The 20281-nt window shown below is 64.8% G+C and carries 20 protein-coding genes and 1 pseudogene; 15 read left to right on the top strand and 6 right to left on the bottom strand.

Annotation, left to right across the window (positions count from 1 at the left end):
- The first annotated feature begins 144 nt into the window (after nucleotides 1-144).
- Nucleotides 145-342: a hypothetical protein gene (locus ACIPZF_RS07405; RefSeq protein WP_400797079.1), complete on the top strand. Its 198-nt coding sequence runs from the start codon at nucleotides 145-147 to the stop codon at nucleotides 340-342.
- On the opposite strand, the gene ACIPZF_RS07400 is transcribed toward ACIPZF_RS07405, so the two are convergent.
- Both ACIPZF_RS07400 and ACIPZF_RS07395 read right to left on the bottom strand, forming a co-directional pair.
- A complete protein-coding gene (locus tag ACIPZF_RS07400; RefSeq protein ID WP_400797076.1) occupies nucleotides 293-1474 on the bottom strand; it encodes a multidrug effflux MFS transporter in 1182 nt (393 codons plus the stop codon). The genes ACIPZF_RS07405 and ACIPZF_RS07400 overlap by 50 nt on opposite strands.
- A 105-nt stretch (nucleotides 1475-1579) precedes the next feature.
- Entirely contained in the window at nucleotides 1580-1777 is a 198-nt protein-coding gene (locus ACIPZF_RS07395; RefSeq protein ID WP_400797074.1) for a heavy-metal-associated domain-containing protein, read from the bottom strand.
- A gap of 145 nt (nucleotides 1778-1922) precedes the next feature.
- Between ACIPZF_RS07395 and ACIPZF_RS07390 the strand changes: the two genes are divergently transcribed.
- From ACIPZF_RS07390 to ACIPZF_RS07370, 5 genes and pseudogenes are all read left to right on the top strand, one after another.
- The gene (locus tag ACIPZF_RS07390) at nucleotides 1923-2309 is read left to right on the top strand and encodes a hypothetical protein (RefSeq protein ID WP_400797071.1); all 387 of its coding nucleotides are present in this window, start codon (nucleotides 1923-1925) and stop codon (nucleotides 2307-2309) included.
- Between the two features lie 53 nt (nucleotides 2310-2362).
- On the top strand, nucleotides 2363-4762 hold the full coding sequence (locus tag ACIPZF_RS07385) for a heavy metal translocating P-type ATPase (RefSeq protein WP_400797068.1): 2400 nt from the start codon (nucleotides 2363-2365) through the stop codon (nucleotides 4760-4762).
- Nucleotides 4759-5163, top strand: coding sequence for a Cu(I)-responsive transcriptional regulator (cueR, locus tag ACIPZF_RS07380; RefSeq protein ID WP_400797065.1), 405 nt, complete (start codon nucleotides 4759-4761; stop codon nucleotides 5161-5163). Before ACIPZF_RS07385 ends, cueR begins: the two co-directional genes overlap by 4 nt.
- 120 nt (nucleotides 5164-5283) lie before the next feature.
- Nucleotides 5284-6426 (top strand): annotated as a pseudogene (locus ACIPZF_RS07375) (cache domain-containing protein); the annotation flags it as partial.
- 90 nt (nucleotides 6427-6516) lie between these two features.
- Nucleotides 6517-7284, top strand: coding sequence for a methyl-accepting chemotaxis protein (locus ACIPZF_RS07370; protein WP_400797150.1), 768 nt, complete (start codon nucleotides 6517-6519; stop codon nucleotides 7282-7284).
- A gap of 115 nt (nucleotides 7285-7399) precedes the next feature.
- Here the strand turns inward: ACIPZF_RS07370 and ACIPZF_RS07365 are convergent, their stop codons facing one another.
- Complete coding sequence (locus ACIPZF_RS07365; RefSeq protein WP_400797062.1) at nucleotides 7400-8179, bottom strand: AraC family transcriptional regulator; 780 nt, start codon at nucleotides 8177-8179, stop codon at nucleotides 7400-7402.
- Nucleotides 8180-8234: 55 nt separating this feature from the next.
- Nucleotides 8235-9512 carry an acetyl-CoA C-acetyltransferase gene (locus tag ACIPZF_RS07360; RefSeq protein ID WP_400797059.1) on the bottom strand — a complete coding sequence of 426 codons (1278 nt, stop codon included), beginning with the start codon at nucleotides 9510-9512 and terminating at the stop codon, nucleotides 8235-8237.
- A gap of 117 nt (nucleotides 9513-9629) precedes the next feature.
- Here ACIPZF_RS07360 and ACIPZF_RS07355 point away from each other — a divergent pair, with 117 nt between their 5' ends.
- The 8 genes from ACIPZF_RS07355 to ACIPZF_RS07320 all read left to right on the top strand — a co-directional run bounded on the left by ACIPZF_RS07355 (nucleotide 9630) and on the right by ACIPZF_RS07320 (nucleotide 15791).
- Complete coding sequence (locus tag ACIPZF_RS07355; RefSeq protein WP_400797056.1) at nucleotides 9630-10982, top strand: 3-oxoacyl-ACP reductase; 1353 nt, start codon at nucleotides 9630-9632, stop codon at nucleotides 10980-10982.
- Nucleotides 10983-10984: 2 nt separating this feature from the next.
- Nucleotides 10985-11836, top strand: a complete 852-nt coding sequence (locus tag ACIPZF_RS07350; RefSeq protein WP_400797147.1) for a MaoC family dehydratase — start codon at nucleotides 10985-10987, stop codon at nucleotides 11834-11836.
- Nucleotides 11837-12031: 195 nt separating this feature from the next.
- Nucleotides 12032-12337, top strand: coding sequence for a MazG-like family protein (locus ACIPZF_RS07345; RefSeq protein WP_400797053.1), 306 nt, complete (start codon nucleotides 12032-12034; stop codon nucleotides 12335-12337).
- Complete coding sequence (locus tag ACIPZF_RS07340; protein WP_400797050.1) at nucleotides 12334-13083, top strand: methyltransferase; 750 nt, start codon at nucleotides 12334-12336, stop codon at nucleotides 13081-13083. Before ACIPZF_RS07345 ends, ACIPZF_RS07340 begins: the two co-directional genes overlap by 4 nt.
- A 21-nt stretch (nucleotides 13084-13104) precedes the next feature.
- Nucleotides 13105-13740, top strand: a complete 636-nt coding sequence (locus ACIPZF_RS07335; protein ID WP_400797048.1) for a DUF4136 domain-containing protein — start codon at nucleotides 13105-13107, stop codon at nucleotides 13738-13740.
- A gap of 19 nt (nucleotides 13741-13759) precedes the next feature.
- Complete coding sequence (locus ACIPZF_RS07330) at nucleotides 13760-14329, top strand: DUF4136 domain-containing protein (protein ID WP_400797045.1); 570 nt, start codon at nucleotides 13760-13762, stop codon at nucleotides 14327-14329.
- Between the two features lie 96 nt (nucleotides 14330-14425).
- Nucleotides 14426-14896 carry an A24 family peptidase gene (locus ACIPZF_RS07325; RefSeq protein WP_400797042.1) on the top strand — a complete coding sequence of 157 codons (471 nt, stop codon included), beginning with the start codon at nucleotides 14426-14428 and terminating at the stop codon, nucleotides 14894-14896.
- A 112-nt stretch (nucleotides 14897-15008) separates the two neighbouring features.
- On the top strand, nucleotides 15009-15791 hold the full coding sequence (locus ACIPZF_RS07320) for a response regulator (RefSeq protein ID WP_400797039.1): 783 nt from the start codon (nucleotides 15009-15011) through the stop codon (nucleotides 15789-15791).
- A 149-nt stretch (nucleotides 15792-15940) separates the two neighbouring features.
- On the opposite strand, the gene ACIPZF_RS07315 is transcribed toward ACIPZF_RS07320, so the two are convergent.
- Both ACIPZF_RS07315 and pbpC read right to left on the bottom strand, forming a co-directional pair.
- Entirely contained in the window at nucleotides 15941-17461 is a 1521-nt protein-coding gene (locus ACIPZF_RS07315; protein WP_400797037.1) for a ShlB/FhaC/HecB family hemolysin secretion/activation protein, read from the bottom strand.
- Nucleotides 17462-17553: 92 nt separating this feature from the next.
- Complete coding sequence (gene pbpC / locus ACIPZF_RS07310) at nucleotides 17554-19908, bottom strand: peptidoglycan glycosyltransferase PbpC (RefSeq protein WP_400797034.1); 2355 nt, start codon at nucleotides 19906-19908, stop codon at nucleotides 17554-17556.
- A 77-nt stretch (nucleotides 19909-19985) separates the two neighbouring features.
- Here pbpC and ACIPZF_RS07305 point away from each other — a divergent pair, with 77 nt between their 5' ends.
- Nucleotides 19986-20279 (top strand): hypothetical protein, encoded by a 294-nt coding sequence (locus tag ACIPZF_RS07305; RefSeq protein WP_054913171.1) that lies wholly within the window; start codon nucleotides 19986-19988, stop codon nucleotides 20277-20279.
- Nucleotides 20280-20281: the final 2 nt, after the last annotated feature.

Genomic DNA, 20281 nt, shown 5'->3' with positions numbered 1-20281 from the left:
CCTCAGACATTGCATCTGAATGTTTCGAACAGGCCGTCAAGCGGTGTCGCAACCGTCAGTCAGAACTCCGCTTCAGGCCGTGGCGCAGGGATCGCACAGCGCTACACTTGATCCGCTCACCCCACCCTTCGGAGGTATGCCGCGATGAAGATTGTCGTCAGTGCGTCGAACCGTAATCCCAAATGCCCTTGGCAAGTGCAGCTCGACCAGCACGTGGTGAGTTTCCGCAGCGAGGCCGAAGCACGCGCCTTCGTCGCTACCCTGGAAACCCGCCTGCAGGCCCCTCACTCGCTCATGCCGAACGCCTGGCCTGCAAGCGCCGGGTCAGCAGCGCGACACTGACCACCAGTGCCCCACACAAACTGATCACCAAGGTCATTGGCACGGCACTGCCATCGTGCAGCAGGCCCACCAACGCCGCCGCACCCGCGGCAACGCTGAACTGCAGGCAGCCCATCAGCGCCGAGGCGCTGCCGGCCCGTGCGCCCTGGCCGCTCATGGCACAGGCCGATGCATTGGGAATGATGCAGCCCAGGCTGGCTATGCAGACGAACAGCGGCACCAGCAATGGCCACAGTTGCGCCGGCCGCAGGGCAGCCACCCCGAGCAGCACCAGCCCTGCTGCCAGATACAACCAGACTGCGCGCACCAGCAGGAAGGCAGGACCGCGTTTGGCCAGTAGGCGTGCATTGATTTGCGCCACGAGAATGAAGCCCGCTGCGTTGGTGCCAAACAACCAGCCGTAATGCTCGGCTGGGACGCCATAGAGCTTGATGAAAACGAAAGGCGACCCGGCGATGTAGGCAAACATCCCGGCAATGGCAATCCCCCCCGTCAGCGCATGCCCTACGAACACGCGATCGGCGAAAAGCCGCAGATACTGGCGCACTGCACCCGAGAGCGGTTGGCGTGGCATATGGGTGGGCAAGCTCTCCGGTAGCCCAAGCCCGACTGCGACCAGGCAGGCAGCGCTGAACAGGCTCAAGGCCAGGAAGATCGACTGCCACCCGGCCAGGTTCACCAGCACGCCACCGAGCATCGGCGCGAGGATCGGCGCCAGCCCCATCACCAGCATCAACTGCGAGAACACCTTGGCCGAGGCTACCGGGTCGCACTTGTCGCTGACGATCGCCCGCGACAGCACCATGCCGGCACAGCCACCCAGGGCCTGAACGAAGCGCGCCAGGATCAGTGTGTCGAGGTTGGGCGCGTAGGCACAGGCCAGCGAGGCCAAGGTAAACAGCCCAACGCCAAACAGCAGCGGTTTACGCCGGCCAAAGCGGTCTGCCACCGGACCATAGGCCAGTTGCCCTAGCGAAAGGCCAAGGAAGTAAGCGGCCAGAGTGGTCTGGACATGTTTTTCATCAGTGGCGAACGCCTGCGCCATTGCCGGGAAGGCGGGCAGGTAGAAGTCGATCGCCAAGGGCCCGAACGCACTGAGTGCACCCAGGATCAGCACCATTCTCAGGTTCATCAGGAATCCATAGCAGGCTAAGCAAGCGCATAAGTTTACCTGCAGTGGACGCCATCAGTATGAAAACATTTGCAACAAAACAGGGCCGCCAAGCGACCCCTGGCCTCACGCCACTTCGGCCTGATAACCCTCTTCACGTATCGCCGCCAACAGTTGCTCGGCAGCCAGCGCGCTTTGCACGCGCACCTGTTTGCCCGCCAGGTCGACTTCAATTAGAGCCGTTGCGTCCTGCTCCTGCACCGCGCGCGTCACCGCTTTCACGCAATGGCCACAGGTCATGCCTTGTACATTGAACACTTGCATCGGTAGCACCTCATTCAGGGTTTTGCGCAGTTTCAAGCTTGCCATCGGGGCAAGGTCAAGTTCTGCCTGCAACGGCCGGGCTGGAAATCCAGGCAAACCTCGGCCAAGCTGCGCCTTTGACGATTTGGCAAGCAGGAGATACTTCATGTTCAGGGCAGCAGTGAGCGTTGTCGGGCTATTGGCCGCACTGGCCGTTGTGCCGCCGGCCAGCGCCGAGGGCAACTCGGACTACAGCGTGCTGATCATTTCGCGGGAGCGCCTGGAAGTAGCCACCAGTTGTGAAATCGGCGTGTACCTCAACGATCAGCTTTCCGGGCGCGTGTTTCAGGAACAGTCGACTTCGTTCAACCTGCCGCCCGGCCCGGTCGACGTGCGCTTGCGCCTGCTGCCGGGGCAGATGCCCGGCTGCGCTCCCGGCATCGAGGACCAGCGCAGCACCCGGCTGAACCTGCAGGCGGGGCAGATCAACAAATACCGCATTGCCATGGGCCACAATGGGCTGGAGCTCAGACGCGCCAATCTGGAGTATTGACCTTCCCCACATGGCAAGGTTGATGCTGAAGGCCTGTCCAAGGAGGAGAGCCCATGCCTGCATCCACCACTTTCGACCTGCCGATCTCCGGCATGACCTGCGCCAGCTGTGCTGGCCGTGTCGAGCGCGCCCTGCGCAAGGTCAGCGGCGCTGACAACGTCAGCGTCAATCTCGCCACCGAACAGGCCCGGGTCCAGGCCCCGGCCGACAGCCTGCCCGCCCTGGTCGACGCCGTGCGTGACGCGGGTTACGGCGTGCCGACCCGCACCGTGGAGTTGCAGGTCGGCGGCATGACCTGCGCCAGCTGCGTCGGCCGTGTCGAACGCGCCCTCGGCAAACTGCCAGGCGTCGAGCAAGTCAGCGTCAACCTGGCTAGCGAACGCGCCCATCTGGAGGTATTGCAAGCGCTGGATGACAGCACGCTGATCGAAGCTGTCGAGAAAGCCGGCTACAGCGCCAGCCTGCCGCAGTCAGCCAACGACGACCAACAAGAAGCTCAGCGCCGCCTGCGTAAAGAGCGCCTGGCGGTCGCTGCTGCCCTGTTGCTGGCCCTGCCACTGGTGCTGCCGATGGTCGTACAACCGTTCGGCCTTCACTGGATGTTGCCGGCCTGGGCGCAATTCCTGCTGGCCACACCGGTGCAGTTCATTCTTGGCGCACGCTTCTATGTGGCGGCCTACAAGGCCGTGCGCGCCGGTGCCGGCAACATGGACCTGCTGGTGGCGCTGGGCACCAGTGCCGGTTATGGCCTGAGCCTGTACCAATGGGCCCAGGCCCCGGCCGGCACAGCCCCGCACCTGTACTTCGAAGCGTCGGCGGTGGTCATCGCCCTGGTGTTGCTGGGCAAATACCTGGAAAGCCGCGCCAAACGCCAGACCGCCAGTGCCATCCGCGCGCTCGAAGCGTTGCGCCCCGAGCGCGCGGTCAGACTGGTCGATGGCCGTGAGGAAGATGTCGCAATTGCCCAACTGCGGCTTGGTGACCTGGTGCTGGTCAAGCCTGGTGAGCGCTTCCCGGTCGATGGCGAAGTGGAAGAAGGCAGCAGCCACGCCGACGAAGCCCTGATCAGCGGCGAGAGCCTGCCGGTGCCCAAGCAGCCCGGCGACAGCGTGACCGGTGGCGCCATCAACGGCGAAGGTCGGTTGCTGGTTCGCACACGGGCGCTGGGCACCGAAACCGTGCTGGCCCGGATCATCCGCCTGGTCGAAGACGCCCAGGCGGCCAAGGCGCCGATCCAGAAACTGGTGGACCGGGTCAGCCACGTATTCGTCCCCGCCGTGCTGGTCATCGCCTTGATCACCCTCGTCGGTTGGTGGCTGGCCGGCGCGCCGCTGGAGACCGCGCTGATCAACGCCGTTGCCGTATTGGTGATTGCCTGCCCTTGTGCCCTGGGCCTGGCCACGCCAGCAGCGATCATGGCCGGAACCGGTGTCGCGGCACGTCACGGTATTCTGATCAAAGACGCAGAAGCACTGGAGCGCGCCCATGCGGTGAACCGTGTGGTGTTCGACAAGACCGGCACGCTCACCTCTGGCAGCCCACGTGTGTTGCATAGCCAAGCGGTGACGGGTGATACCGGCGAACTGCATCGCCTCGCCGGTGCCTTGCAACGCGGCAGCGAACATCCATTGGCCAAGGCCGTACTGGATGCCTGCAGCGAGCAAGGCCTGATTGTTCCCGAAGTGGCCAACAGCCAGTCGCTGACTGGGCGGGGTATCGCAGGCCTTGTGGAAGGCCGCGACCTGGCGCTGGGCAACCGCCGCCTGCTCGACGAAAGCGGCCTGCATCCCGGCGAGCTGGCAGGCAGAGCCCAGGAATGGGAGGCCGAAGGCCGTACCCTGTCATGGCTCATCGAGCGTGGCGCGCAGCCCCGAGTCATTGGCCTGTTCGCCTTCGGTGACAGCCTCAAGCCCGGTGCCGGACAGGCGATCACCGCCCTGCACCAGCAACGCATCAGCAGCCACCTGCTGACCGGTGACAACCGTGGCAGCGCCAAGGTGGTGGCCGAGGCCCTCGGCATCGACGACGTACACGCCGAAGTGCTGCCCGCCGACAAGGCCGCCACCGTGGCCGAGCTGAAAAAGCACGGCGTGGTGGCGATGGTCGGCGACGGCATCAACGATGCCCCGGCCCTGGCCGCCGCCGACATCGGCATCGCCATGGGCGGCGGCACCGATGTGGCCATGCAGGCCGCTGGCATCACCTTGATGCGCGGCGACCCGCGTCTGGTACCGGCCGCCCTGGAAATCAGCCGCAAGACCTATGCGAAAATTCGCCAGAACCTGTTCTGGGCCTTTATCTTCAACCTCGTCGGCATCCCTCTGGCCGCGCTGGGCTATCTCAACCCAGTGCTCGCCGGCGCCGCCATGGCGCTGTCCAGCGTCAGCGTGGTGAGCAATGCCCTGTGGCTGAAAACCTGGCAACCCACCAGCACCTCGCAGGAGGCCCGATGAACATCGGCCAAGCCGCCCGCCGCAGCGGGCTCAGCACCAAGATGATCCGCTATTACGAGTCCATCGGCCTGCTCAAGCCGGCCACCCGCAGCGACAGCGGCTACCGCCTGTACCAGCCGGAAGACCTGCACAGCCTGGCCTTCATCAAGCGCTCGCGCGATTTGGGGTTTTCTCTGGAGGAAGTGGGCAAGCTGCTGACCCTCTGGCAGGACCGGAAACGCGCCAGTGCCGACGTCAAGGCGCTGGCCTTGCAGCACATCGATGAGCTGAACCGGCGCATCGAGGAACTGGTCAGCCTGCGGGACACGCTGGGCGAACTGGTTGCCCACTGCAAGGGCAACGACCGGCCCGACTGCCCGATTCTCAAAGACCTGGCGAACGGCGGCGAGTGCTGTCACTGACGCAGTCGAACACGCCGACAACCCTTTGGTATGCCGTATTAGCCTAAACCCGACCGAATAGTCACCAAATGCGACTTCGCTCAATGAATATGGGCATTTTCGCTCAAAAAATCCCGGCCGATGCCGATGCAGATGTACCTGCCTCGCGTATCGAAAAAAATAATTCCGGGAGCGTCGATGAATATCAAACAGAAACTGACCTGGGCCTTCGCGGTGATCGCCGCGTTGCCCATCGTCCTTGTGGCCACGCTGGTGGTCATCAACTTGCGGGGTGAAGCCCGCGAAGGCTTTCTCGACAGCAGCAGCCGGGAAATTCGCCAGGTCAGCAACGCGATGGACATTTTCTTCCAGGGCATCGACCAGAATGTCGCCTACCTGGCCTCCCAACCGATGGTCGCCGCCACGGGCAGCAACCTGAACAAGTTCATGAGCGCCAACCCTTCCTACGAGCTGGGCGAGCAGGACAAGCAACTGCTGGAATTCTTCACCCGCCTGGCAGAATCCCACCCTGGCTATGCCTACGTTTCCTACGGAGTCAGTGACGGTGGCTACGTCGGCTGGCCCGCCGGCCAGAAGTTCACCAATTACGACCCGCGCCCGCGCCCCTGGTATCAGCTGGCCATGGCCAACCCCGGCAAGACGCTGCGCACCGGCGCCTACTACTGGGCCGCCGACGACGCCGTGCTGGTCAGCACCGTGCGCGCCGTGGCCAACCAATTGGGTAACCCAGGTGGTGTGGTGAACATCGACGTTTCCCTCAAGGGCCTGACCGAAATCGTCAAGCAGATCAAACTGGGCGAAAGCGGCTACCTGATGCTCATGGAAAACAACGGCAACGTGATGGTCGACCCACGCGATGCCAGCCACAACTTCAAGCAGCTGGCCAGCTTCGGTGACGGCTACGCAGAGCTGGCCAAGGCCGGCAAAGGGTTGGTCGAAGTCGAGCTCGGCGGCGTGCGCTACATGGCCAACATCTATCCCGACGAGAAGCTCGGTTGGACCTTCATCGGCCTGATCCAGCAAAGCGAAGTGATGCAGACCACCATCCGCCTGACCTGGCTGGTGGGCAGCATCGCGCTGATTCTCGCCGCCTTGTTCGCCGTGGTTGGCGCCGCTTTCGCCAAGCACATCGTGCGCCCGATCAACAGCGTCTCCAGCGGCCTGGAAGACATCGCCCAGGGCGAAGGCGACCTGACCCGCAACCTCGACGTGCGTGGCCGCGACGAAACCGCGCAACTGGCCAGCTGGTTCAACCAGTTCCTCGGTGCCATCCGCAGCCTGATCCAGCACATCGGCGCGGCTGCCGGCAACATCCTCGCCACCTCCACCCGCTCGACCCAGGTTTCCGGCGATATGGCCGAGGCCGCCGGGCGCCAGCGGGAGGCCGTGGACATGGTCTCTACTGCGTTTCACGAAATGGTCGCCACCGCCAACGAGGTCGCCCGCTCCTGCAGCCAGGCCGCGCAGTCGGCCGACAGCGGCCAGCAGCAGGCCCGTGAAGGCCAGCAGCAGATCGATGCGGCGGTGAACAGCGTCGACCGGCTGAGCCAGGAAATCGAACAGTCGGCGCAGTCGATCCAGCAACTGGAGCGCGACAGCAACGCCATCCAGTCGATCCTCGGCACCATTCGCTCGATTGCCGAACAGACCAACCTGCTGGCCCTGAACGCGGCGATCGAAGCCGCCCGCGCAGGCGAACAGGGCCGGGGCTTTGCCGTGGTTGCCGACGAGGTGCGGGCCCTGGCCAAACGCACCGCCGACTCCACCGCCGAGATCGATGGCCTGCTCGGCAACCTGGCCAGCCGCACGGCGGAAGTGGCCGAGCAGATGCATGCCAGCCTTGAAGTGTCGCAGCAGTCGGTCAGCCGCATTGGCCTGGCACGCGACAGCTTTGGCCAGATCCGCGAGTCGGTGGACATCATCCGCGACATGAACACGCAGATCGCCACTGCGGCGGAAGAGCAGCATCAGGTGGCCGAGGACATCAACCGCCATATCAGCCAGATTCACGGCGATGCACAGCTGGTGGCCGATCTTGCTCAGGCGGCGCGACAGGATTCGCAGAGCCTGGCCGGGTTGTCCAACGAGCTGGATGCGCTGGTGCGGCGCTTCCGGACCTGATGTTTTACGCGCCGGCCTCTTCGCGGGCGGTCCGACGTCTCGGCAAGCCCGCTCCCACAAGGGTTTTGCATATACCTGTGGGAGCGGGCTTGCCCCGCGAAGAGGCCGGCACTGACTACAGCCTCAGCTCACCTGGAGTTGAGCCAAACAACTGCTTGAAGGCGGCGATGTAAGCTGAGGTCGAATCATAACCACAGCCCAACGCCGCCTCTGTCACACTTTCCCCCGCCTCAAGCAATGCCAGCGACGACAACAGTCGCATGCGCTGGCGCCAGTTGCGGAAGCTCAGCCCGGTTTCACGCTGGAACAAGCGCATCAGGGTCTTCTCCGAGCAACCCAGCTCCAATGCCCACTGCTGCAGCGTCTGCTGCTGATCCGGCTCGGCAATCAGGCCGTTGCACAATGCCAGCAAACCTGGGTGGCGTGGCAGCGGCAGAGAAAAACCTACCTCAGGCAAGGTTCGCAACTGATCGAGCAGCACGCCGACCAGACGGGCTTCGTTGCTGTCGCCTTCCGGGTAATCCACCGGGAACAGGCAGAACGCCTTGATCAGCTCGCGTGCCAGCGGCGTCACCTCAAGCACCCGGCAATGCGCCGAAGCCCATGGGCAGGCATCGCGACGCACGTACAGGCTACGCATCTCGGCTTGCCCGGAGGTGACCACTTCGTGTTCGGCATCCGCCGGTATCCACACCCCCCACTGCGGCGGCGCGAAATAACTGCCGTCGCGGGTATACACACCCAATACGCCACTGATGGCATACGAGAACTGCACCCAGTCATGGCAATGGCGAGTGGTCCAGGATCCCGCACCAAGGCTTTCTGCGCGGGCATACAGCGGCCTGGGCAGATGGTCCAGAGCGGGGATGGCGCGGGGATGTCCGACAGTCGACATAGTGGTTTCTTGTAGTTTTCAGCAGACAAGACTACCACCGCGCTGCTTGGGTTTCTCAGCGCTCGACGATAACCGTCACCCCTTGCCCACCCGCCGCGCAAATCGAAATCAGCCCTCGGCCCTTCCCCGCCGTGGCCAGCAGCTTGGCCAGGTTGGCCAGAATCCGCCCCCCGGTCGCCGCAAACGGGTGCCCGGCCGCCAACGAACTGCCCTTGACGTTGAGCTTGCTGCGATCGATGGCACCCAGCGGTGCCTCCAGCCCCAGGCGCTCACGGCAGTAGTCGGCATCCTCCCAGGCCTTGAGCGTGCACAGCACCTGGGCGGCGAAGGCCTCGTGGATTTCGTAGTAGTCGAAGTCCTGCAGGCTCAGGCCATTGCGAGCCAGCAGCCGCGGCACGGCGTACACCGGCGCCATCAGCAGGCCCTCCTGGCCTCTGACGAAATCCACTGCAGCGGTTTCGCCATCGACCAGGTAGGCCAGCACCGGCAATCCCTGGGCCTCAGCCCACTCCTCGCTGGCCAGCAGCACCAATGACGCACCATCGGTCAACGGTGTGGAGTTGCCTGGCGTCAGCGTGCCCTGACCACTGCGGTCGAAGGACGGTTTGAGCTTGCTCAACTGCTCCAGGGTCAGGTCTGGCCGCAGGTTGTTGTCGCGGCTCAGGCCTAGAAACGGCGTGAGCAGGTCGTCCTGCCAGCCTTCGACATACGACGCCGCCAGGTGCTGATGGCTGAGCAGTGCCAGTTCGTCCTGCTCGGCGCGGCCGATCTTCCAGGTTTGCGCCATGCGCTCGCAGTGCTCACCCATCGACAGACCGGTGCGTGGCTCGCCATTGCGTGGCAACTCAGGCTTCAGGTGGCCGGGGCGCAGTTGCGCAAAGGGCGTGAGCCGCTCGCCCAACGTCTTGCCACGGTTGGCCTGCAGGAGGATGCGCCGCAGCCCCTCGTTGACCGCGATCGGCGCATCGGACGTGGTGTCGACGCCGCCGGCAATGCCGCTGTCGATCTGCCCCAGGGCAATCTTGTTGGCCACCAACAGCGCCGCTTCCAGGCCCGTTCCGCAGGCCTGCTGGATGTCGTAGGCCGGCGTTTGCGGCGACAGGCGCGAACCGAGCACGCATTCGCGAGTGAGGCTCATGTCACGCGAGTGCTTGAGCACCGCGCCTGCCACCACTTCTCCCAAGCGCAGCCCGTGCAGACGATAACGCTCGACAAGACCTTCCAGGGTGATCGTGAGCATCGCCTGGTTGCTGGCAGTGGCGTAAGCGCCGTTGGAGCGGGCGAAGGGAATTCGATTGCCGCCCAGAATCGCGACCCGGCGAAGTGAACGCATGCGTGGCTTCCTCCTGAAACAATTAGATCCGAACAGCCTAGGTGTTTTTACCGCATTCGAACGACCCTGCCACAAAGTTGGTCCACACTGCATGCTTGCCTACAGGGAGACCCGCACATGAGCGACCGCTATCTCGGCTTTGCCAACTCCAACCTCGGCCGCCGCCTCGTCGATGCCCTCGGGCTGCCAAGCCCGGCACCGCTGGAGCGCTGGCAGGCAGGCCGTCTGCGTCCGGTGGAGGGCGCGCTGGTCATGGGCGGCGGGCCGCTGGCGCGCACAGTCGAAACCATTGCTGCGCGCCTGACCGACGAACTCTACAGTTTCAATGGTGACGGCCTGCAGGCGCCCGCCTGGGTCGCAGGTTTAGGCCCGAAGCTCAAGGCCGTGGTGTTCGATGCCAGTCATCTGTCCGACAGCGACGAGCTCAAGCAGTTGCGCGAATTCTTCCAGCCCTTGCTGCGCAGCCTGGCGCCCTGCGCGCATATCGTGATTCTCGGCCGTGCGCCCGAAGGTATCGACGACCTATTGGCCAGCGTCGCCCAACGTGCGCTGGAGGGCTTCAGCCGTTCCTTGGCCAAAGAGCTGCGCAACGGCGCGACGGCCCAGCTGCTGTATGTCGACGAGGGTGCCGATGATCAGCTGGAGGGCGCCTTGCGCTTCTTCCTGTCGCCCAAGAGTGCGTTCATTTCTGGCCAGGTCCTGCGCCTGCAAGCCTGCGCCAGTCAGGTCGAGGACTGGACCCGCCCACTCGCCGGCCGACGCGCGCTGGTGACCGGCGCCGCGCGCGGCATTGGCGCCGCCATCGGCGAAACCCTGGCCCGCGATGGTGCCGAGGTGATGCTGCTGGACGTGCCTCAAGCACAACAAGACCTCGACGCTCTCGCCGCGCGCCTGGGCGGTAAAGCATTGGCGCTGGACATCTGCGCGGGCGATGCCGCTGCACAGTTGCTGCAAGCCTTGCCCGACGACATCGACATCGTCGTACACAATGCCGGCATCACGCGTGACAAGACCCTCGCCAACATGACCCCGGACTACTGGGACGCCGTGATGGCGGTCAACCTCAAGGCGCCACAGGTGCTCACCCAGGCTTTGTTCGACGCGGGCGCGCTGGGCGAGGACGCACGCATCACCCTGCTGGCCTCGGTCAGCGGCATCGCCGGCAACCGCGGCCAGGCCAACTATGCCGCGAGCAAGGCCGGGTTGATCGGCTTCGCCCAGGCGTGGGCACCGAAGCTCGCCGAACGCGGCGGCAGCATCAATGCCGTAGCGCCCGGCTTCATCGAGACCCACATGACCGCCGCCATGCCCATGGGCCTGCGCGAAGCCGGACGGCGTTTGAGCTCGCTGGGCCAGGGCGGGCGGCCACAAGATGTCGCCGAGGCCATCGCCTGGCTCAGCCAGCCAGGTTCCGGCGCGGTCAGCGGCCAGGTGCTGCGCGTGTGTGGCCAGGCATTGATGGGGGCATGAACATGAATCGGCACTGGCACGACCTGCACAGCCCCGACTCGCGCGCCAGCCTTTACCTGCGCGCGGCCAGCAAGCGCAAGATCAGCGGCGACACGCTACCCGCAGACGGTCTGCGCTGCTTCATTCGCGTACAGTCCGACAACCTCGCCGCGTACCGGCGGCTTTGCCACTTCACCGAAGATGGCCGCCTGCCGGGCACCTATCCGCACGTCATGGCCTTCACCTTGCAGTTGCAGCTTTTGACGGCCCACGACTTCCCGTTCCCGTTGCTGGGCCTTGTGCACCTGGACAACCGCATCGAGGTGTTGCGCCCCTTGGGTGGCATCGATGGGCTGCGCTTCGCGGTGCATGCCGACAACCTGCAACCGCATCCCAAGGGCGGGACCTTTGACCTGGTCACCGAAGCCGAGGATGGCCTTGGTCTGCTGTGGCGCGAAACCAGCCGCATGCTGGTGCGCGGCTTGAAGCTCGACGGCCAGCCCGAACAAGGTGAGGAACGCGAGCCCGAGCCGTTGCCCGAGGCGACACGCTGGTACGCCGACAGTGACGTCGGCCGGCGCTACGCCAAGGTCTGCGGCGACTACAACCCGATTCACCTGAGCGCCGCCAGTGCTCGGCTGTTCGGCTTCCCCAAGGCGATCGCCCACGGCATGTGGAGCAAGGCCATGGCGTTGGCCGCACTGCGCGGGCACCTGCCGAACAGTGGCTATGCCTTCGAGGTGGATTTCCGCAAGCCGGTGCGGTTGCCCTCCGAGGTGGTGCTGAGCGCCAGCGGGGCTGGGCCTGCCGGTGAGCTGCGCCTGGATGGGCACGGCGAACTGCTGCACATGGTCGGGGGATGGGCTGAGCTTTAGGCCGTCTTCGCGGGTCAAGCCCGCTCCCACAGGGACCGCACAACTTTATAAATCTTAAGCAAGACAGGCTTCCACAAGGACCGCGCTGTATTTGTGGGAGCGGGCTTGCCCCGCGAATGGGTCGCGCAGCGGCCCCAATTACGCTTGCTTTGCAACAGGCCTCCGCCGAAGCTATGCAGCATTAGGAGAGCCCCGATGAACCTGCAAGAACTCACTCAACGCCTGCACCAGATCCGTGACAACAACGCCTGGCGCGGCTTCCACAGCCCGAAGAACCTGGCCATGGCCGCCAGCGTGGAAATGGCCGAGCTGGTGGAAATCTTCCAGTGGCTCAGCGAGGACGAATCGCGCCAGTTGCCTGCAGACAAACTCGCCCACGCCGGCCAGGAGGTGGGCGACGTCGTGCTCTACCTGCTGCTGTTGTGCAGTGAACTGGGCCTGGACATGGAGCAAGTGGTACGGGCCAAGCTGGCCGACTCTGAAAGGCGCTTCGCAAAATGAATGACCGTCACTTCGATGAGCTGGCCACCCGCTTCGCCGAGAAGATCTACGGCGGCGCCAAGGGTGCCATTCGCCTGGCCGTGCTCCAGGCCGACCTCGCCGACGCCCTGCCCGACCGCCCGCTACGTGTGCTCGATATCGGCGCCGGGCTTGGCCACATGGCCCTGTGGCTGGCCCAGCGCGGCCACCATGTGACCCTGGCCGAACCGGCCGCGCCGATGCTCGAAGGTGCCCGGGCGCGCTTCGCCGAAGCCGGCCAGCCGGCCACGTTCATCCAGGCGCCCTGGCAGGACCTGCTTGGCCAGCTCACCGAGCCCTACGATCTGGTACTGTGCCACGCCGTGCTCGAATGGCTTGCCGAACCCGAAAGCATCCTGCCGGTGCTGCACCAGCTGACCGCACCCGGCGGCTGGCTGTCGCTGGCGTTCTACAACCGCGATGCGCTGGTGTATCGCAACCTGCTCAAGGGCCATTTCCGCAAGTTGCGCAGCAACCGCCTGGAAGGTGAAAAGCAGAGCCTCACGCCACAGAAACCGCTTGATCCGCGCGAGCTCAAGGCGCAACTTGAGCCTATCTGGCAAGTCGAAAGTGAAAGTGGCGTGAGGGTGTTCCACGACTACATGCCCAAGGACTTCCAGGCCAAGGCCGAGTTGCTCGACCTGCTGGAAATGGAACTGGCCCACCGCCGTCACCCAAGCTTTGCCGGGCTCGGCCGCTACCTGCACTGGATGTGCCGCCCCCGCTGACCCGCCCGCCGGGAGGAATTCATGCCGTACCGCCTGCTGTGCCTGGCCTTGTTGCCGCTCGCCCTGTGCGCCTGCCAGGGCAGCAATCCCTATGTCGCCAGCAGCCGACCGCTGCCACCGGCCCCGCCACAGGCGGCTGCAACGTTTGACGCCAGTGCCTACCCGGCAGCGCCACGCGACTATGGCCGCTACCGCAGCTGGAGCTGGCGTGGCGGCCAACTGCCCAGCGGCACGGCCGATGCCGACCCGGCGCTGCTGGCCGACGCCGTCAGCGGCGCGCTCGACCAGCATGGCCTGCGCCCGGCCCGGGGCAACGCCGCCGACCTGCTGGTCAGCGCCGACATACGCCTTGAGCGGCGCTTGCGCCAGGTGCGCGACTATGACTATTACGATCCCTACTACGGCCCGTACCCCTACGGCGGCGTCGGTGTCGGCGGCTATCGTAACGGCTACGGCGCCTATGGCAGCGTGCCGATCGTGCGCACTTATGAAGTTGAAGTGATGGTGGTGCGCATCGACCTGTTCGATGCGCGCAACGGTCAGCCTGTGTGGAGCGCGAGCGCTGAAAGCGGCAGCGACAAAGGCTCGCCGCGCGATCGCGAAAGCGCCTTGCGCGAATCGGTAAACAAGGCGCTCAGCGGCTATCCTCCCAGTTAACTACTCACGGAGAACCATCATGTTGCGTCGCCTCGTTCTACTGTCATTCGCGTTGTTGCTGGCGGCCTGCTCCAGCAACAACGTCCAGCAGGATTTCGACGCCAGCCGCGATTTCGCCGCTTACCGCAGCTGGGCGTGGCAAGAGCCGGGCTTGCAATACCGCCCGGATGATCCACGCATCAAGAGCGACCTCACCGAGCAGCGCATCCGCGCCGCCGTCGCCGACCAGCTCGACCAGCGCGGCCTGCGCCCGGCCCAGGGCAATGCCAGGGCAGACCTCAAGGTGCGCGCCTACCTGATCGTCGAGCAGCGCCAGCAGCAGATCACCACCAACTACGGCGGTGGTTGGGGTGGCTATTGGGGCGGCTACTGGGGCGGGCCGATGTACAACGAGACACGTAGCGTCGACTACAAGGTGGCGACCATCCAGGTCGACCTGTTCGACGGCCGCGATGGCAAGCTGGTCTGGCGCGGCAGTGCCGAACAGATCATGAACAACTACCCGCCAAGCCCCGAAGAACGCAACAGCGCCATCCAGAAGACCGTAGGCCAGGTGCTGTCCAATTACCCACCAGGCAGGGCCAAGTAGCATTGCGTAGCCCGTTCGTCAGATCGCGTCTACCCTGAGAAAGAAACCTGACTGAACGGGTAGACGTGTTCAACGAATAGGGATGGCGACCTGCCAATGCAAAGCATTGTTCTCCTGATGTGGCTTGCCTTGTGCACTGAACAAGATATCCGCCAGCGCCAGATCGCCGACCTGCTGACCCTGGGCGCCGCCGCAGCAGCCCTGGTCTGGTTGTTCGTCACTGGCCACAGCTGGATTGGCGCCGACCCCAGCGATGCTGGCTGGGCACTGGCGATCGTCATGCTGCTGACCCTGCCCGGCTACATGCTCGGCCGTTTTGGCGCCGATGACGTCAAGCTGATGGGCGCTCTAGCCTTGGCAACCAGCCCGCAATACGTGCTCGGCACCTTCATTGGCGCCGGCGTCAGTGTGCTGCTGTGGTTACTGACGCGCCGGCGGCTATGGACCTTGGCCAACCCCAAAGTAAAGAAGCGCCTGCAGGCGCTGACCGAAGAAATGGGTGACAAACAAGCCTTCGTTCCCTACGTGCTGGCCGGTTTCCTGCTGACTGCAGTATGGATCCAATGACCAATTCGGTTGTCCGATAACTTGTACATGCGTTGTACAGGCTGGCCAGCAGCGTCTATGGTTAAGCTGCCAGAGCGTCTGGCCCGGGAGCAGGGCCGCAAACAACAGGGAGTTGATCGTGAACAAGTCAAACGCAGAGGTGAAGGTACTGGTGGTCGATGACCAGCCCCTGATCGTCGAACAGTTGTGCGAGTATCTCGAAAGCCAGGGCCACCCGTGCGTGCGCGCCCACTCCACCGATGAGGCCATTGAACGCTATCTCGCCGATGAGGCCATTGGCCTGGTGCTGTGCGACCTGCACATGCCCGAGCGCGATGGCATCGAGCTGGTCCGCGCGCTGAAGGACGTTGCCGGACGCCAGCGCATGTTCGAAGCGATCATGCTCACCGGCCGTGCGGAGAAGCAGGATGTGATCCGCGCCCTGCGCGAGGGCTTTGCCGACTACTACCAGAAACCCATGGACCTCGACGAACTGCTCGAAGGCGTGCGCCGTCAAGAGCAGGTGTTGCTGGAGCGCAAGGCCAACTTCCGGGATCTGGGCAGTCTCAACCAGCGCCTGCAAGATTTGGCGGGGTGCATCGACGAGCTGTATCAGGACCTGGAAAAAGCCCGCGGCCAAGGCGTTCACCGCCGCGCCGGCGATGTCGAAGAAAGCGAAAGTGATCTGCCCGCCGCGTTCGAGAAACTGTCGCCGCGCCAGCTGGAAGTGGCCCGGCTGGTGAGCAAGGGCAAGACCAACTACCAGATCGCCTGCGAGTTGGGGATTACCGAGAACACGGTCAAGCTCTATGTCTCGCAAGTGCTGCGCCTGACCCATATGCACAATCGCACGCAGCTGGCGCTGGCGCTGACGCCAAGTTCATCGCCCGTGCATCAGCGGTTCACCACCCACTGACTTGCGCAAAGTTATCAAGCTCGCCTATTCCCTGTGGGAGCGGGCTTGCCCGCGAACACGGGCGAAGCCCGTGCCATCCACTGCGGCGGCTGCTTCGCGGGCAAGCCCGCTCCCACAGAAGATGCGTCGCCGAGGGGACATGAGCCATATCACTCCAGTTGATAGCTGAAGCTGAACATCACCCGCGGCCCACGGTTCAGGCTATCCAGCGCAACATCCGCCAGCGGCTTGGCCACCTCCAGCGCCACATAGCCCAGCCGCACCCCCAGCGCCACCGAACTGAGGTGCGCATCCTCGAAAGGCCCGCCGTTGTACCAGGCCTCAGCGGCATCGAGCACTGCATAAGGCTGCACCCGTTTCAGCCAGCCACCCCGCTGGATGCTGTAGTTCAGTTCGTAAGCCACCCCCCAGCCCTTGTCGCCGGCCGCCTGGTCACGCGGGTAACCTCGTCCGAACTGCTGCCCGCCAAACACCGCCCGCTCACTGTCTGGGAGCCTGTCGTCACTCCAGTACAGCGCCCCAGAGGCAACACCCTGCCAGTTGCCGAACAGCTGATCGCTCTGCACGCCAGACACCCGAAAACGCAAGAAGTCCATGTCGTAGTCGGCATCGCTGCGCGCCCCCAGGTAGTCCAGGCCCTGGTAGACACCCGCACTGACGATGCGCTGGCGACGAGCAGCAGCCTGGCGCCAATCGCCCTCGAACGACAACGCGCGAACATAGGAATCGTTGTCACGCAGAGCACCAGACCGATACTGGATATGCTCAGTGATCGAGTAAACCCGCCCAGACAGGTTGATCCACTCATCGGGCGCCACCCTCAGTGCTTGACCGAGGCCGAGCGAAAAGCGCTCGCCTCTACGGCGCTCGGTCGAATCGGTACCGTCTTCCAGCCGAATACGGGTGCCCGACTCGCTGCGAAAGCGCGCCGCCGATAACAACAATTGGCTACCCTGCGCGTCCAGGTACTGGCTGTAATCCAGGCGCTGAAATTGCGTGTGAGCATCACCGAGGGGTAGCAAGAAACTCGCTGTCAACTGTTCGACATAGCGTGTCTGGGCATTGCTGGAAAGCGTGAACAGCGCCTCTGGATCATCCCGGCTACCTTCATTCAACGCCAAGGCGGCATCGAACGGTTTGCGTTGCACATGGAGCCTGAGGCGGTTCGCTTCATCCCGCCCCTGCGCCGCTGTCAACTCAGCCTGCACGGTGAGCCCGGGAAGCCGCTGTAGCAAGCCTATGGCGCGCTCCAGCGATTCACGGGTCATTGGCCGCTCAGCTTGCAAACGCTCCATCACCTGCTCGATGAACCTCGCTGCCGGGCCTATATCACCCAGCAACTCGTAGCCCTGAACGTACCCTTCCACCAGCACCACCTCCACCCTGCCATCGGCAAGGTCCTGTGGCGGCAGGTAGGCATACGACAGGGGGTAGCCGTCACGCTGGTAACGTTGGGTCAGGCGTTCGGTAAACTGCTGCAACTCATTGACCGAGATCGTGTGGCCAATCAGCGGCTGGTAATGCTCGCGCAGCTCACTCAGCGGATAGACCGTGCCACCCTCGAAGCGCACTTTGTGCAGGACCAGGCGGGTATCGCCGGGCAGCGGCTCGCCAAGGGCCATGCTGGCCCAGGCCAGCAACAACAGCAGGGGCACGACCAGAGGACGCATAGGACGCTCCACAATCCCTTGGGCGCCGGGGCGTCGGCCGGTCACACCCGTCACCAGCAAGCGTAGGTGCTGCCCCGGCAAACGTCGAACGGTTACTCGCTGACCTGGAACGCCACCCGCGCGGTTTCTCCGCTTTCATCCAGTGCGCTCAGCTCGATCTGCCCGACGCGGTCGAAGCGCACCAGCAGGCTGTCCTGGCCATCGGTCTCGCCCAACGGCTGCCCATTGAGGAACCACCAGCGCCGGCCGCCGCCACCGAGTGCCGACACGTGCAATTGCAGCGGCTCGCTGCTGGTGGCGGGGCGCCGCAGGCTGTCACCGGGGCGCACGCCAACGATGGACAGCGGTGGTGCACTGGCCGGCACCTGTGGCGGGCAGCTTGGGTCCACCGCCGGCAAGCGTGCGGCACGCCGCTCCACGCGACCCAGCCAGGGCTCCAGCGGTGCCGGCCACAAGGCGATGTCGCGGGGTGTGGCACCTGGGCAACTGCCGTCGACCCGCAGGCCCTGGGCATTGACCCAGACGCTCTCGCGCAAACCCAGCCCGAGCGGTTGATCGGCCGCCTGCAGGGTGGGCGGCGTGGTGCGGTCCAGCGTCCAGGCAAAACGCTGGCGCCTGCAGTTGGGGTCCTGGCGGTTCATCGGTTGACCCAGCGGCCAGCAGATCGCGGCAACGCCGACGCTGGCCGGGACCTGCTCGACCGGGACGGTCAGGCCTCGCTGGCTGTCGCGGTTGCTCAACAGGTCGTGCACCTGCAGCATCAGCGGCGCCGCTGAAGCCAGGCCGAACTGCCCAGGCACCGGCGTGCCGTCGGGGCGGCCGATCCATACGCCAATCAGGTAACGCGGCCCGACGCCGATCGACCAGGCATCGCGAAAGCCATAGCTGGTCCCGGTCTTCCAGGCCAGTTGCGGGCGCTGCACCAATTCGGCATGCGGGTCACGATCAGGCCGCGCCTGGCCGCTGAGAATGCGCCGGATGATCCACGCCGCGCCAGGCGACAGCAAGCGCCGCTCCAGCAAGGGGTCCTGGGGTTGCAGGCGTATGCGAGCACTGTTGCCGCCCCGCGCCAATGCGGCATAGCCACCGACCAGCTCCTCCAGGCGACTGCCTGCACCGCCGAGGATCAACGACAGGTTGGGCTCGGCCAAGGGCGGCAGTGCCAGCGGCATGCCAGCCATGCGCAACTGCGCGGCGAAGCGCTTGGGGCCGTAGGCTTCGAGCAGTTGCACCGCCGGCAAGTTGAGCGACAAGGCCAGCGCCGAGCTGGCCGACACCGGGCCACTGAAGCCCATCGAGAAGTTGCCGGGGCGGTAGTCGCCATAGCGGCGCGGCACGTCCTGCAGCAGCGATTCGGAATGAATCAGGCCATCGTCCAAGGCCATGCCGTAGAGGAACGGCTTGAGCGTCGAGCCCGGTGAGCGCAGCGAACGGACCATGTCGACATGGCCGAAACGGCGTTCATCGGCCAGGTCGATCGAGCCCAGGTAGGCGCGCACGGCCATGCTCTGCGCATCCACCACCAGCACGGCCGCGGATGTGCGCTCGGGCAGGCGCGCGCGCCAGCCCAGCAACAGGTCCTCCAGGCGCCGCTGCAACGAGGCATCGAGGGTGGTGCGGATCAGCGGCGGGCTGTTGGCGGTGTTCAGCCGGCGCGCCAGCAGCGGCGCCAGGGCCGGCTCCTGTCGCGGGGCCAGCAGCAAGGGTTCTTCGGCGGCTTCCTTGATCTGCAGAGCGGGCCACACCTGATATTCGCCCAGGCGCTGCAACACCTTGTCGCGGGCACGCTGGGCGCGCGCCGGGTGGCGGTCGGGTCGCAAGCGGCTGGGCGCCTGCGGCAGCACTGCCAGCAGCGCCGCTTCGGCCGGCGTCAGGTGCAGCGGCGACTTGCCCAGGTAGGCCCAGCTGGCGGCTGCCACACCCTGCAAGGTGCCGCCGAAAGGCGCGCGATTCAGGTAGATCTGCAGGATATCGCGCTTGGACAGGTGCCACTCCAGTTGCGCCGTACGCCATAGTTGCCGCAGTTTGCCGGCCAAGGTGCGGTCGTGAGGGTCGAGCAAGCGCGCCACTTGCATCGACAGGGTACTGCCGCCCGACACCACCCGGCCGCCGCGCAGGTTCAGCCAGGCCGCACGCACCAGCGCTAAAGGATTGACCCCAGGGTGGCGGTAGAACCAGCGGTCTTCGTAAGTCAGCAGCGCCTGCAGATACAGCGGCGACACCTGTTCCGGGCTGACCGGATAGCGCCAGACGCCATCGGCATCGGCAAAGCGCCACAGCGGGGTACCGTCTTCGGCCAGCACCACCCGCGCCAGATCGTCAGTGGGCAGGGGCAGTGGCCAGAGGCGGTCAGCCAGCCACAGCAGGCCGAGCATCACCCCCAGGGTGATGACACTGGCGCGCAGCAACCTTCCCGCTCGGGTGCGCGGCCGGGCTAAGCTTGGCATCGGGAACCGACCTGGCCAGGTAATGGCCAAAGGCTTGGGAACGGCAAACTCGCCGATTCGTTCATCAGGAAGCAACTATGCATGTAGAAGGTTTTTTCGAGTGGCTGGGCCAGGCACTGGGTTCATTGATCCGCTTCATCGTCGACGCTTTGAGCGGCCTGTTCAACCTGCTGGCCAACGCCGGCGGCAACTTCATCGATGGCCTGGCGCGCACCCTGGGCATGGACACCTCGCTGGTCAGCATCCTCGCCCTGATCGTTGGCCTGATGCTGCTGTACTCGGCGATCCGCGCCTTCATGCGCGCCTCGATCATCCTCGGGATCATCTGGCTGGTGCTGGGGCTGTGGGTGATGAGTTGGGTGATCCACTGACC

This window comes from Pseudomonas sp. NPDC089752, assembly GCF_044748725.1.
In the GTDB taxonomy this organism is placed as follows: Bacteria; Pseudomonadota; Gammaproteobacteria; order Pseudomonadales; family Pseudomonadaceae; genus Aquipseudomonas.
The sequence above is the reverse complement of the archived record's forward strand: the minus strand, read 5'-3'. Positions and strand labels throughout refer to the sequence as shown.

Excerpts from the sequence above, each read along its gene's own strand:
- ACIPZF_RS07355 (WP_400797056.1), top strand. The coding sequence starts at position 9,630 with ATGAGCGACCGCTATCTCGGCTTTGCCAACTCCAACCTCGGCCGCCGC.
- ACIPZF_RS07405 (WP_400797079.1), top strand. The coding sequence starts at position 145 with ATGAAGATTGTCGTCAGTGCGTCGAACCGTAATCCCAAATGCCCTTGG.
- ACIPZF_RS07330 (WP_400797045.1), top strand. The coding sequence starts at position 13,760 with ATGTTGCGTCGCCTCGTTCTACTGTCATTCGCGTTGTTGCTGGCGGCC.
- pbpC (WP_400797034.1), bottom strand. The coding sequence starts at position 19,908 with ATGCCAAGCTTAGCCCGGCCGCGCACCCGAGCGGGAAGGTTGCTGCGC.
- ACIPZF_RS07350 (WP_400797147.1), top strand. The coding sequence starts at position 10,985 with ATGAATCGGCACTGGCACGACCTGCACAGCCCCGACTCGCGCGCCAGC.
- ACIPZF_RS07340 (WP_400797050.1), top strand. The coding sequence starts at position 12,334 with ATGAATGACCGTCACTTCGATGAGCTGGCCACCCGCTTCGCCGAGAAG.
- ACIPZF_RS07305 (WP_054913171.1), top strand. The coding sequence starts at position 19,986 with ATGCATGTAGAAGGTTTTTTCGAGTGGCTGGGCCAGGCACTGGGTTCA.
- cueR (WP_400797065.1), top strand. The coding sequence starts at position 4,759 with ATGAACATCGGCCAAGCCGCCCGCCGCAGCGGGCTCAGCACCAAGATG.
- ACIPZF_RS07315 (WP_400797037.1), bottom strand. The coding sequence starts at position 17,461 with ATGCGTCCTCTGGTCGTGCCCCTGCTGTTGTTGCTGGCCTGGGCCAGC.
- ACIPZF_RS07370 (WP_400797150.1), top strand. The coding sequence starts at position 6,517 with ATGGCCGAGGCCGCCGGGCGCCAGCGGGAGGCCGTGGACATGGTCTCT.
- ACIPZF_RS07345 (WP_400797053.1), top strand. The coding sequence starts at position 12,032 with ATGAACCTGCAAGAACTCACTCAACGCCTGCACCAGATCCGTGACAAC.
- ACIPZF_RS07390 (WP_400797071.1), top strand. The coding sequence starts at position 1,923 with ATGTTCAGGGCAGCAGTGAGCGTTGTCGGGCTATTGGCCGCACTGGCC.
- ACIPZF_RS07385 (WP_400797068.1), top strand. The coding sequence starts at position 2,363 with ATGCCTGCATCCACCACTTTCGACCTGCCGATCTCCGGCATGACCTGC.
- ACIPZF_RS07325 (WP_400797042.1), top strand. The coding sequence starts at position 14,426 with ATGCAAAGCATTGTTCTCCTGATGTGGCTTGCCTTGTGCACTGAACAA.
- ACIPZF_RS07400 (WP_400797076.1), bottom strand. The coding sequence starts at position 1,474 with ATGAACCTGAGAATGGTGCTGATCCTGGGTGCACTCAGTGCGTTCGGG.
- ACIPZF_RS07365 (WP_400797062.1), bottom strand. The coding sequence starts at position 8,179 with ATGTCGACTGTCGGACATCCCCGCGCCATCCCCGCTCTGGACCATCTG.
- ACIPZF_RS07335 (WP_400797048.1), top strand. The coding sequence starts at position 13,105 with ATGCCGTACCGCCTGCTGTGCCTGGCCTTGTTGCCGCTCGCCCTGTGC.
- ACIPZF_RS07360 (WP_400797059.1), bottom strand. The coding sequence starts at position 9,512 with ATGCGTTCACTTCGCCGGGTCGCGATTCTGGGCGGCAATCGAATTCCC.
- ACIPZF_RS07395 (WP_400797074.1), bottom strand. The coding sequence starts at position 1,777 with ATGCAAGTGTTCAATGTACAAGGCATGACCTGTGGCCATTGCGTGAAA.